This window comes from Anaerococcus vaginimassiliensis, assembly GCF_900626155.1.
In the GTDB taxonomy this organism is placed as follows: domain Bacteria; phylum Bacillota; class Clostridia; order Tissierellales; family Peptoniphilaceae; genus Anaerococcus; species Anaerococcus vaginimassiliensis.
Map to the genome: position 1 here is coordinate 1,035,125 of NZ_LR130844.1, position 12,980 is coordinate 1,048,104.

General features: G+C 35.9%; 12 protein-coding genes. 11 read left to right on the forward strand and 1 reads right to left on the reverse strand.

All coding sequences use genetic code 11. The annotated features are described in order from the left end of the window. Positions 1-94 precede the first annotated feature (94 nt). Genes E0D87_RS05215 through E0D87_RS05230 form a run of 4 tightly spaced genes read left to right on the forward strand, consistent with a single transcriptional unit; the run spans position 95 to position 4,941 of the window. Positions 95-1,624, forward strand: coding sequence for an ABC transporter ATP-binding protein (locus E0D87_RS05215; protein ID WP_130819613.1), 1,530 nt, complete (start codon positions 95-97; stop codon positions 1,622-1,624). Next, entirely contained in the window at positions 1,617-2,804 is a 1,188-nt protein-coding gene (locus E0D87_RS05220; protein WP_130819614.1) for an ABC transporter permease, read from the forward strand. Before E0D87_RS05215 ends, E0D87_RS05220 begins: the two co-directional genes overlap by 8 nt. Then, positions 2,797-3,735, forward strand: a complete 939-nt coding sequence (locus E0D87_RS05225) for an ABC transporter permease (RefSeq protein ID WP_130819615.1) — start codon at positions 2,797-2,799, stop codon at positions 3,733-3,735. Before E0D87_RS05220 ends, E0D87_RS05225 begins: the two co-directional genes overlap by 8 nt. A gap of 54 nt (positions 3,736-3,789) precedes the next feature. Continuing rightward, the gene (locus tag E0D87_RS05230) at positions 3,790-4,941 is read left to right on the forward strand and encodes a hypothetical protein (RefSeq protein WP_130819616.1); all 1,152 of its coding nucleotides are present in this window, start codon (positions 3,790-3,792) and stop codon (positions 4,939-4,941) included. A 56-nt stretch (positions 4,942-4,997) separates the two neighbouring features. On the opposite strand, the gene E0D87_RS05235 is transcribed toward E0D87_RS05230, so the two are convergent. Continuing rightward, entirely contained in the window at positions 4,998-5,612 is a 615-nt protein-coding gene (locus E0D87_RS05235) for a thiamine diphosphokinase (protein ID WP_130819617.1), read from the reverse strand. Between the two features lie 116 nt (positions 5,613-5,728). Between E0D87_RS05235 and E0D87_RS05240 the strand changes: the two genes are divergently transcribed. The 7 genes from E0D87_RS05240 (at position 5,729) to E0D87_RS09110 (ending at position 12,899) form a co-directional block, all read left to right on the forward strand. Beyond that, positions 5,729-6,937, forward strand: coding sequence for an AI-2E family transporter (locus tag E0D87_RS05240; protein ID WP_130819618.1), 1,209 nt, complete (start codon positions 5,729-5,731; stop codon positions 6,935-6,937). Next, positions 6,924-7,532, forward strand: a complete 609-nt coding sequence (locus tag E0D87_RS05245) for a hypothetical protein (protein WP_130819619.1) — start codon at positions 6,924-6,926, stop codon at positions 7,530-7,532. Before E0D87_RS05240 ends, E0D87_RS05245 begins: the two co-directional genes overlap by 14 nt. A gap of 1 nt (position 7,533) precedes the next feature. Further along, positions 7,534-9,057 (forward strand): 4-alpha-glucanotransferase, encoded by a 1,524-nt coding sequence (gene malQ / locus E0D87_RS05250; RefSeq protein ID WP_130819620.1) that lies wholly within the window; start codon positions 7,534-7,536, stop codon positions 9,055-9,057. After that, entirely contained in the window at positions 9,035-11,416 is a 2,382-nt protein-coding gene (locus tag E0D87_RS05255; protein ID WP_207278273.1) for a glycogen/starch/alpha-glucan phosphorylase, read from the forward strand. Before malQ ends, E0D87_RS05255 begins: the two co-directional genes overlap by 23 nt. An 8-nt stretch (positions 11,417-11,424) precedes the next feature. Continuing rightward, a complete protein-coding gene (locus tag E0D87_RS05260; protein ID WP_130819621.1) occupies positions 11,425-12,219 on the forward strand; it encodes a ZIP family metal transporter in 795 nt (264 codons plus the stop codon). A 292-nt stretch (positions 12,220-12,511) separates the two neighbouring features. Beyond that, entirely contained in the window at positions 12,512-12,670 is a 159-nt protein-coding gene (locus tag E0D87_RS09105; RefSeq protein WP_165442726.1) for a hypothetical protein, read from the forward strand. Positions 12,671-12,728: 58 nt separating this feature from the next. After that, complete coding sequence (locus E0D87_RS09110; protein WP_165442727.1) at positions 12,729-12,899, forward strand: HPP family protein; 171 nt, start codon at positions 12,729-12,731, stop codon at positions 12,897-12,899. Positions 12,900-12,980: the final 81 nt, after the last annotated feature.

Here is a 12,980-nt window from a genome sequence, read left to right on the forward strand (position 1 = left end):
TCCTGCTCTTTTTTTGTCATGTTTTTTAAAATGTTATAACAGAATAAGAAAACTTGATAGAAATTAGCAGGATAAATTTATATAAGGGGATATTATGAAAAAATATTTTGACCAAGCCCCAGTAGTAAGTATGAGAAATATTTCTAAGAGTTTTGGAGATAACAAGGTCTTGGATAAGGTAGATTTTGACCTACATAAATGCGAAGTCCATGCCCTCTTGGGAGAAAATGGTGCCGGCAAGACTACTCTTATGAATATTCTTTATGGAATGTTTCCTCCAAGTGAAGGAACTGTTACTATAAATGGAAAGACCTTTGCTAAAATGACCCCTAAAAAGGCAATTGAGGCAGGTATTGGTATGGTTCACCAGCATTTCATGTTGATTGAGCCTCTAACTGTAACAGAAAATATCATCCTAGGTTATGAAACAACCAAGGGAGCCTTCATCAATAGAAATAAAGCTTACGCTGAGGTAGAAAAGTTAAGCGAAGAGTACAAACTAACCATCGATCCCAAGGCTAAGGTCGAGGATATATCTGTAGGTATGCAACAAAGGGTTGAAATCCTAAAAGCCCTCTACCATGGCGCTGATATTTTGATATTTGACGAGCCAACAGCAGTTTTAACACCTCAAGAGATTGTAGAATTTATTGAAATCATTAAAAGACTAACAGAGCTTGGCAAGTCAGTTATAATCATTACTCACAAACTAGCTGAGATAAAGGCTATGGCAGATACTTGTACCATAATTAGACGTGGTAAGTTTATCGACAAAGTCGATGTAGCTAGTGTAGATGAAAATATCCTAGCAGAAAAAATGGTAGGTCGTGACGTAAGCTTTAAGGTTGACAAGAAAGATATAGAAGCAGGTGGCGTTGTCCTAAATATAGCTGACCTTTGGGTTAAGGATAAGAGGGGAGTCGATGCCCTAAGAGGACTAAGCTTAAACCTTCATGCAGGAGAAATTTTAGGTATAGCTGGAGTGGATGGCAACGGTCAAACAGAGTTAATAGATGCCATAACAGGAATGACTAAGGTCAGCAAGGGAATTGTTACCCTAAATGGAGTAGATATAACAAACGCCTCTACTAGAAAAATCCTTGATGAGGGAATGAATTCTATCCCAGAAGATAGGCAAAAGCGTGGACTTATTCTGGATTATCCAATAAAGGATAACCTAATATTGGAAAGAGTTAACCAAGAGCCTTTTTCAACAAAGGGTAGACTTAACTTTAAAAACATAGATGACAATGCGACAGACTTGGTAGAAAAATTTGACATAAGACCAACTGATATCAACGAGAGAGCAGAAAGCTTATCTGGTGGTAACCAACAAAAGGTTATAATAGCAAGGGAGATTTCAAACAATCCTGATGTCCTAATTGCAGCCCAACCAACCAGAGGACTTGACGTTGGTGCGATCGAATTTATCCACCAATACCTAGTTGAACTTAGAAACCAAAACAAGGCAGTCCTTTTGATAAGTTTTGAGCTAGATGAGATAATGGACTTATCTGATAGAATACTTGTAATATACGATGGTCAAATCGTAGGTGAAAAAGATCCAAAGACTACAGATGAATTTGAGATAGGAAGATTGATGGCAGGAGGTAAGGATGAATAAGACAAGAAAAACTAATAGCAAACTTACCCGAGGTGCATCAAAGATTTCTTTTACCTTGATATCAATCCTTCTAGGATTTTTAATAGGAGCCTTAGTTTTAGTCATAGCAGGATTTGACCCATTAGAAGGTTTTAAGAACTTATTTTTAGGAGTATTTAAAACACCTAGACATATGGGCTGGGCGATAGTTACTTCAACTCCTATCATAATGACAGGTCTCGGTGTTTGCTTTGCCTTTAAGACTGGATTATTTAATATGGGAGCTGAGGGACAATTTATAGTAGGAACTATAGTTGCATTTTTAGTTGGCTACAAGTTTAACCTACCTCCAATAATCCTTCCAATAGTTGCCATTATCCTTGCAATGATAGCAGGAGCATTATATGGAGCTATAGCAGGCTTTATAAAAGCTAAATTTGGTATCCATGAAGTAATATCTACTATCATGTTAAACTGGGTAGCATATTATTTCCAAAACTTTATCGTTTACAGAAACAGACAACCAAACTCTATGGGGTCTTTCGATGTAAGTGACAATGCCAAGATTACACTATTTACTGATGCTGCCAAAAGATTTGATGGATTCTTTTCGAAATTTTTTAGAGCACCAATCCACTGGGGAACAATCCTTGCAATAGTTGCTGTAATCTGTGTTTGGTATATACTAAACAAAACAACCCTAGGTTATGAACTAAAGGCAGTAGGACTAAATGACGAGGCAAGTAAGTATGGTGGTATCAATTCATCTAAAAAGCTTGTCCAATCAATGGCTATATCTGGAGCCATATGTGCTCTAGCAGGTGTAACTCAAGTATTAGGATTTACCTACAACCTTTCAATCCTAACATCTATGCAAAACTTTGGTTTCGATGGACTTGCAGTAGCACTTCTTGCTAGCAACAATCCAATCGGGGTAATCTTTTCAGGATTATTCTTTGGTTCACTAAAATATGCAGGTAACAACCTTCAAAGAAGCATGGGAGTTCCAAGCGAGATTATATCAATAATCATAGGTACAATTATCCTATTTACAGCAGTGCCACTAGTATTTAGAATAGTAAAGGCAAAAGCGAAGAGAAGAAAAAATCTAAAAAAAGTAAATGAAGACAAAAAAGAGCTTATAGATAAAGAAAACAAGGAAGAAAAGATAGAAATAAAGGAGGATGTGGACAATGATTAATACAACACTACTAGCCCTAATTATAGGAAACACATTCTCAAATGCTGCCCCAGTTCTAATGACAGGACTTGGAGGAATGATTTCAGAAAAATCCGGAGTTGTAAATATCGGTCTTGAGGGAATGATGACCATAGGCGCCCTAACAGGAGCTGTCGTAGGATATTATCTAGGCAATCCTTGGATAGCTTTTCTTTGCGGGGGACTTGCTGGTGCTGTTTTTGGACTAATCCATGCCTTTGTTTCAGTAAGTCTAGCAGGAGATCAGACAATATCAGGTATCGCTATCAATACCCTTGCTCCTGGACTTTCCCTATTTTTGGCAAGATTATTCTTTAAGGGCGCAACTCAAACTCCATCTATTCCCCTAGAAGATAAGATTCCTAGGTTATTTAGAGGATTATCGTCAAATCAAGTATTTAACAATATCTTTAGCCAATATGCCACAGTTTATATATCACTAATAATGGTAGTTGTCCTTTATGTTGTTTTGTATAAAACTAAGCTAGGACTTAGGATAATAGCTGTAGGTGAACATCCAAAGGCAGCAGAAACTCTAAATATAGATGTAAAAAAGACAAGATATCTGTCTGTAATATTTTCTGGCTTTATGGGTGGTCTTGGTGGAGCGAGCATGAGTCTTGCGGTAGTATCAAGCTTTTCACCAACATTAATAGCAGGTCAAGGATACATTGCCCTAGTTACAGTTATCTTTGGTAACTGGAAACCTCAAGGAGTTGTCCTAGGATCACTATTTTTTGGACTAGCCCAAGCTATTGCAACATATTTAGGTTCAACTTCTGTAGGCATACCTATAGAATTTATATCAATGATCCCATACATCGCAACACTACTTATCCTTATTATATTTAAGGGAAGAAGTTACGCTCCAAAAGCAAGCGGCAAGCCATACCTTACTTTGGAAGATGTATAAGATAAGGGGAGGAGATTTCTCCTCCTTTTTTGTAGAGAAGAATTAGGAGGGAAGATGGATTTTAATAATGGCAAGAGCAAGAATATAGTAAAAATTATCATAGGAGTATTCTTTGCTCTTCTTATCTTGTTTGGGATATTTTCACTTTTCGTAAAACCTAGACTAAACAAGAAAGAACCTGTGGACATAAACCTTGCCGATTATGTCATAGTTAAAACAAGTGGGACAAATGGATCAGGCAAGATTAGTCCAAGCCTAAATAAAACTGCCTTTGTAATTGATTATGAAGGTCAAATATATGAAGAAGATAGCAAAAAACCAATCAAAGCTAGAAATTTCATAGAAAGCTTAGATAAAAACATCACCTATGCTATAAGCAAGGAAAACAACCTCAAAAATGGCGATAAGGTCAATATTGTGATAAATTATCCAGAAAATATCTATGACAAATTTAGGATAAACATTAGAAATACTAGCTTAAACTACGAGGTAGAAGGACTAAGTGAAGATAAACCTGCAGAAAATAATAGCGATACAAAAGAAAATGATAGCGAAGATAAGGAAAATAAAGAATCAGAAACAAAACAAAAAGAACCTAACGATAAGGCAAGTAAAGACAAGGCAAAAGACTACAAGACCTATATAGAAGATAGTTTTGAGTCAACAGATACAGTAGAACTCATATCTGTAAGATATGAAGGAAAGATAAAAAGAAGTGACGGAGAATACTTTGCCTATAGGATCAATACTAGAGAAAATCTTGAAAGCGAGAAGAAAGCATTTTCCTACTTTTTGGCTGTAAGTGAAACTGACAATAATAAAGAAATCATAGCATCTAACTTTATCCATAGGATAGCAGACGGCAAGGATAAGAAGATATACGATATTAGTTACGATGGCTTTAGTATGATGGATGATCTCTTAGCCTACCTAGATGATGGCAGCCTAGAGTTAGAAGATATTGAATATTCAGCAAACTTTAGCCCAGAAGATGAAGTAAGCGGCTACTATTATCCAGGAGAATTTACCTTATTTATGGGAGATGATCAAAATATTAGACTGGAAAATAACAATGTCTTATACACTGGATCTTGGCAGAGGAAAAATGGCAAGATTTACCTTGATATTCCTTCCTACAAAGACACAGAAATAGAGGCGACCCTCGATAGTGAAGGTCTTGTATTTGAAGGAGATGTATTTAACTAAAAAAACCAAGTTCAAACAAAGCTAGATATAATAGCCTTGTTTGACTTGGTCTTTTATTAACAGGATTTATCTTCAAATATCACAAGAGCCGCCCCATCACTAACTTCTATCTCAAAATCTCTCTGGTATGTTTCGTTAGATACTCCAAGGGAGTCATCAATAGTCATTGGATATGAGTCAAGCTCATAGTAAAGACCCCTGAGAGTAACTTTTGAGCTGTCTTTTAGGGAAAAAACTGACACATAAAAATCCTTGCCAGTATATTTATAGGAAAAACAATCGTTAACTACAAATAATTCCTTCTTTTCTGACTTGAGTTTTATATCTATCCCACAATTTTTATAGTGATAAATTGTTCTGATATTTGATATTGTGTGGCTCTCTCTGCCTCCCAAACCTCCATAGATGATGATATTTTTATATCCCATATCCTTTGCCATCTCGATTGCGGCAACTGTATCTGTAAAATCCTTGATAGGATTTAGGGAAACCACCTTAGCATCATTTGGCTTTGTAGATGAATCAAAATCGCCTATAACATAATCTACTCTTATATTTTTATCCTTGGCGAGAGTATAACCCCTATCGGCAGCTATCACCAAATCATCTTTTTTTATCTCATCGAAGAGACCATCAAAATCTCCTCCACTAATTATATAACAAGTTTTCATTTCCACTCCTTAATCATAAGTGTATTATAAATTGTAAATTTAGGCAATTATTCTTTGTATTCTATAAAAAATTTTTTTATGGTAAAATGATAATATACTATAAATATGGAGGTCTTATGGCAAGACTTGATAAGAAAAATCAGGATTTATTTAAAATTACTATATATGGAATTATTTTATTTTTTGCCTTTCGGTATTTTCCTGTAATTAAGGAGAGTATAGGGAAAATTCTTTTGGTATTCCAACCCTTTATAATAGGTGCAATGATTGCTTATATCGTTAGCATACCTATGAATTATTTTGAAAGAAAATTAAGTGAGAATTTCCCTGATGCTAAACACAAGAAGAAAATCAGAGGTTTATCTCTGTTTATAAGTTGGATAATAATCTTATGCGTTGTGGTGTTATTTTTAAATATCTTGGTACCTAGGATAATTACAGTTATTATTTCATTTTTTAACAGGTGGCCTGAGTTTGTTAGAGAAACATACGAAGCATTAAATAAATATGATTTGACCAAACCTTTTGCTGACAAGTTTTACGAGTATGTGAATTCTTTTAGCTGGTTTGAGCTTAGAAACAGGGTTTTGGATTTCTTGTCTGGAAACAAATCAAATATTTTAAGTGTAACTACAAATGTGATAAATTCGGTAGGGTCAAGTCTTGTAAATATCTTTACTATTTTTGTCTTTTCTATATTTGTCCTTATTTATAAGGATATGTTAAAGGTAAATGGAACAAAGATCATGTATGCTTTACTAAGTGAGAAAAAGGCAGATTATCTAAACAAGGTATTTTCCCTATCTTATCACACCTTCAAGGACTATATTTTCTCAAGACTAATAGCAGTAGTTACCCTATCAACTTTGACTTTTATTGGTATGTTTATTATGAGGATGCCAAATGCTGGGGTGATTTCTATATTTATCGGAGTGTCAGACCTTATTCCAATCTTTGGACCAATAGTTGGGGCGGGGCTTTCTGCAGTGATTATTTTTCTGGAAAGTCCAGTAAAGGCACTTATATTTTTGATATATGATGTTATAGTTCAACAGATCCAAGAAAATATCATCTATCCTGCCATAGCTGGCGAACAAATAGGACTTCCTGCAGTTTGGGTGCTTGCATCTATTACTATAGGAGGGTCTTTGTTTGGTATTTGGGGTATGCTTGTATCAATCCCAGTTGCTTCAATTATCTACACACTTTTCCATGAGTATATAGATAACAGACTAGATGCGAAAAATATAACCGATACTATAATAGAAATTAAGAAAAATAGAACTTACAGGATTGAGGATATAGATAACAATGAAACTAAGTAGGTCGAAATTTGGCGAATTTGTGCCAGTTATTGAAAATGACAAAACTTATTATGGAGGATATCAAAATTCTCTTATAAGTAAGGATGTATCCAAGTTTTATAGGGATAGGTCTTGTGTTGTAACTGCCTTTACAAATGTGTATTTTTATTTATTCCACAAGGATGATATGATTCCTATGGATTTATATAATGAATACCAATACTACTTCTTTAAGAGACTAAGACCTTGGGCAAATGGTGTGCCTACAGTTAAAAGTCTCGATAGGAGACTTGATAAGGTAAGGCGAGATATGAATCTAAACCTACTCTCTAAGACTTTGACTGAAACAGTTATTAATAGGAGACCTCTAAGTAGAAGGATAGAATTTATAGAAGAGGCTCTAGCAAATGATTCTCCGCCGATTATCATAAATTGGCTATCTAAAGACGTGAGCGTCTTGCGTCACCATGGAGTATGCATCACTGAGCTAAATAAAGTAGGCGACAAGCACGAGGTTGTTGTTTCTAGCTGGGGAAGGATGTATAGGTTCTTCCTGGAAGATTATCAAAAGCAATACAGAACATATAGCGGATTAATTTATTTTAAAGAGAGGTAATATGCTTAGACAAAAAAGACTAGAAAGAGGAAATGGAATTATCTTGCCGATATTTTCCCTTCCTTCTAATTATGGAATAGGAACTTTTGGCAAGAAAGCCTACGAGGCAGTTGATTTCTTGTCAGATGCAGCTGTTAAATACTGGCAAATCTTGCCTTTGGGTCAAACATCTTATGGCGATAGTCCCTACCAATCATTCTCAACCTTTGCAGGAAATCCATACTTCATCGACCTTGATATATTGATAGAAGATGGACTTTTAGAAAAAGATGAGCTAGAAAACCTAAACTTTGGTGACAATGAAAGATATGTCGACTATGGTATCCAATACAACCTTCGTTATAGGATTTTGGAAAAGGCTTATGATATAGCTAAAGATCGTTACAAGGATGAAATAGAAGACTTTAGAAAGGAAGAAGGCTGGTGGCTAGAAGATTATGCCCTATTTATGGCTATCAAAAAAGACAAGCTAGATGTAAGCTGGCTTGAGTGGGATGATAAGCTTAAAGGACGTGATCCAGAAGCTTTGGCTGAATTTTCTGACAAACACAAAGACCTAATAGACTTTTATATCTTCCTTCAGTATGAGTTTTTCAAACAATGGAAGAAACTAAAGGAATATGCCAACAGGAAAAACCTTCAAATCATAGGAGACCTTCCAATATATGTAGCGATGGACTCTTGCGATGCCTGGGTTTATTGTGATATATTAAAGCTTGATCCAAAGACCTTTGATCCACTTATAGTTGGAGGTGCTCCACCAGATGCTTATTCTGAAGATGGACAGCTTTGGGGCAATCCTGTTTATGATTGGGAAAAGTTAAAAGAAAGCGACTATGATTTTTGGGTCAAAAGAATAGGCGCTTGTCTAAGGTTGTATGATATATTGAGGTTAGATCATTTTAGAGGATTTGAAGCCTACTATGCAATACCAGCTAGTGATGACAATGCTAGATATGGAACTTGGGAGTTGGGTAAACCTTATGAACTATTTGACAAGATTATTAACACCTACCCAGATGCCCTATTTATAGCAGAGGACTTAGGATATATAACTAAAGAAGTAGATGATTTAAAGAATCACTACAACTTCCCAGGTATGAATGTCATCCAATTTGCCTTTGGCGAAAAATTCGACAGCAACTACCTTCCACATAACTATGTAAATAACTCTGTAGTCTACTCTTCAACCCATGACTCAGATACCCTACAAGGTTTTTTAGATGTGGCAGATGATGAACTTACTGAACTAATAGACAAATATTTTGGTCTCGATGAAGATGATGACAAACGTTGGAAGATAATCAGAGCCTTGATGGCGTCAGTGTCTGATATAGCCATGTTTGAAATTCAGGATATATTAGGCTATGGTAATGAGGCTAAGATAAATAGTCCTTCAACTATCGGTGTCAACTGGAAGTGGAGGATGCTGGATAGTGATTTTGATCCAGACCTTGCGAAAAGAATAAAAGAAATGTCAAAAATATACGGGAGATATGATAATGGACAAACTGAGAAAAAATAAATTTATAGAAACTTATACTGAAAACCTGCAAAGAATAACCCTAAAATCCTTCGACGAAACATCTGATAAGGATAGATACGATGCCCTTTGCGATACAATAATGGGACTTATTAACCAAGAGTGGAGAGATTGTAAGAGAAAAACTCGTAACCAAAGAAAGGCTTACTATTTTTCTGCAGAATTTCTAATCGGAAGATCTCTAGGTAATAACCTAATTAACCTTGGTATCTACGATGAGGTAAAAGAATTATTAGATGAAGTAGGAATTGACTTTGAAGCTATAGAAAACTACGAGGATGATGCAGCCTTAGGTAACGGTGGACTTGGTAGACTTGCGGCTTGTTTTATGGACTCAGCAGCAACCCAAGGACTAAACCTTGTTGGCTATGGTGTAAGATATAGGGAAGGGATCTTCAAACAAAAAATAGAAGACGGCTTCCAAGTAGAAAGGGGAGATAGCTGGATTAAAAATGGTGATGGTTGGTCAATTAGAGTTGACTCTGATGCCAAAATCGTAAGATTTAGAGACCAACAAGTAAAGGCAGTTCCATTTGATATGCCAGTAGTTGGCTTTGAAAATGGAGTTGTAAATACCCTTAGACTATGGCAAGCAGAACCATTCGAAGAGTTTGATTTTGGAAAGTTTAACAACTACGAGTACGACCAAGCTGTAAGTGAGAAAAATCGTGCCGAAGATATAACAAGAGTCCTATATCCAAACGATATGCAAAGAGCAGGCAAGGTTTTAAGACTTAAACAACAATATTTCTTCTGTTCTGCATCTATCCAAGATATGGTAGAAAAATACAAGAAGGACTACCCAGAAGACCTCAAGTTTGAAAACTTTAGCAAATACCATGTTATCCAACTTAACGATACCCACCCAATCATGGCAATCCCTGAGCTAATCAGAGTTCTAGTTGATGAAAATGGAATCTTCTTTGATGATGCCCTAGCTATAGCAAAAGAAGTATTTGCCTTTACTAACCATACAGTCCTCCAAGAGGCCCTAGAAAGATGGGATAGAGACATAGTCCTTGAAGTTAGCCCAAGGAGCCTTGAGATAATTGAAAAGATCAACCAAATATTAGTTAAAGAATTTAAGCAAAGAGGATACTCAGAAGAGCAAATCGACCCATATAGAATCGAAAGATTTGGTCAAGTCCACATGGCAAATCTCGCTATTTACGTTGGTTTTTCAGTAAATGGTGTAGCTGCCCTTCACACAGAAATTCTAAAAGACGATACCTTTAGTCATTGGTATAAGGTAAGACCAGAAATATTTAACAACAAGACAAATGGTATCACACCTAGAAGATGGCTAGTTTATGCTAATAGAGAACTAACAAGCTTTATTACCCAAAAGCTAGGAACTGACCAATGGAAATACGACCTATCCTTGCTAAAAGACCTAGAAAAATATTTAGACGATGAGAAAGTTCTAAACGAGCTATTAAACATCAAACAAATTAAAAAAGATCAACTAGCAAAATACATCCTAGAAAAAGAAGGAATCAAGGTTGACCCAACATCAATATTCGATATTCAAGTAAAAAGAATCCACGAATACAAGAGACAACACCTAAATATCCTTCACATAATCTACCTATATCACAAATTAAAGAAAAATCCTGACATGGACTTTACACCAACAACCTTTATCTTCGGTGGAAAGGCAGCGCCAGGCTACTTTAGAGCAAAAGGTATGATAAAACTTGCAAATGAAGTGGCAAGAGTCGTAAATGGTGATCCTGATGTAAACAAAAAACTAAAGGTAGTATTTGTTGAAAACTACAGGGTAACTTACGGTGAGAAGCTATTTCCAGCTGCAGATGTATCTGAGCAAATCTCAACTGCCGGCAAGGAAGCAAGTGGTACAGGTAATATGAAATTCATGTTAAACGGTGCCCTTACCCTTGGAACTTTGGATGGAGCAAATATAGAAATATTTGACCATGCTGGCGAAGAAAATAACTACAGATTTGGTGCTACCGTTGAAGAGCTAAACGAAATCATGGATACCTACAATCCGGTAGAATTTTATTCAAAAGATAGCGATATCAAAGATGTAGTAGATAGCCTTGTAAGTGGAGAGTTTAAGGATAATAACACCTACATGTTCCTTGATATCTACAATGAACTAATAAATCCACAAAATGGTCAAAGAGGAGATAGCTACTTCCTCCTAAAAGACTTTAAGTCTTATGCGAAGGCACACGAAAAGATTAACAAGGAATATAGAGATAGATTAGAATGGTCAAGAAAATGCCTTAAAAATATTGCAAATGCAGGATTCTTCTCATCAGATAGAACAATCCTTGACTATGCAAATGACATTTGGAAGATAGACCAAGAATAGGATGAGAAATGGATACACAAAGTATATTAGGTTTATTAATACCATTTTTAGGCACAAGCTTGGGAGCAGCTTGTGTCTACGTAATGAGAGATGAACTAAACAACAAAGTACAAAAGGGACTATCTGGTTTTGCAGCTGGAGTAATGGTTGCGGCAAGCATTTGGTCATTACTTATGCCAGCTATGGATATGGTAGAAGAAAAAATGGGTAGAATGGCTTGGACTCCTGCAGCTGTTGGTTTTATAGCAGGAATAATATTCTTACTTTTCTTAGACTCAGTCATTCCCCACCAACATATAGATTCAGATTCTCCAGAAGGACCAAAAAATGAAAGTCTAAGAAAGACAACTATGATGGTTCTTGCAGTGGTAATCCACAATATTCCAGAGGGAATAGCAGTTGGAGTATCCTTTGCTGGAGCAATCTACGGTCATGGGACTGTAACAATGGCAGGAGCTATGGTTCTTGCTATAGGAATTGCCATCCAAAACTTCCCAGAAGGAGCAATAATTTCCATGCCCCTAAAGGCAGTTGGAGTAAATAAACACAAGGCATTTATTTATGGAATCCTATCAGGAGCAGTTGAGCCAATAGCAGCAATTGTAACAATCCTCCTATCAGGAATAATGATTCCAATCCTTCCTTACCTACTAAGCTTTGCAGCTGGAGCGATGTTCTATGTTGTAGTAGAAGAGCTAATCCCAGAAGCAACAGGAGAAGGAGAAGATCACACAAATATAGGAACACTAGGATTTGCAGCAGGCTTTGTAATAATGATGATTCTAGATGTAATGCTAGGATAAAATATATAAGGCACAAGTTAGAGCTTGTGTTAGAGAGTAGACAAAATCCAAAAACGCTTATCCAACTACAGAAATTTAGAAATTCTAAATCTCATAATACTGTAAATCGCAAACTCGCTAATGCTCAAACAGTGCGATTTACGGACGTATTATTTCGATTTGAATTTCTTAAAATTTCTTTCGAATGGAACGCTTCCTTTTGGATTTTGTCACTTTGTCAACAGTCTGGCACAAGCTAAAGCTTGTGTCTTTTTGTTTACTCAAATATTTGTCGGGTAAGTAGGAGGTTATTATGAAGGATAAATTTATAAACAAGAGAAATGGACTAGCTATTGGAGTTGCTCTTGGATATTTTATTGGAAGTTTGATCGGTCAGCCGATTTTTGGTATGCTTTTTGGTCTAGCTCTTGGATCAGGATTGGGTAATTTATCTGAAAAGAACAATAAGTAGCTCATTTTATAATCTTGCCTTTATAGAATCTGCAGTAAAATAAAAATAAGGAGATTATATGAAGGATAAAAGTCAAGGGAAAAATATGATTATGGGCATCACTTTTGGCATCATTGTTGGAACCTCTATCGGAGCTAACAAGGGAAATATGGCTCTTTGGCTAGGAGCTTTCCTTGCTATTGGTATTGGTCTAGGATTTATGCTAGATCTTTATGAAAATAAAAGATAACTTTACACTTGTAGTCTGAAGATTCAGGCTATTTTTTTTATCTTTTTTTCACATTTCCTACCAATAATTTATTAGAATAGT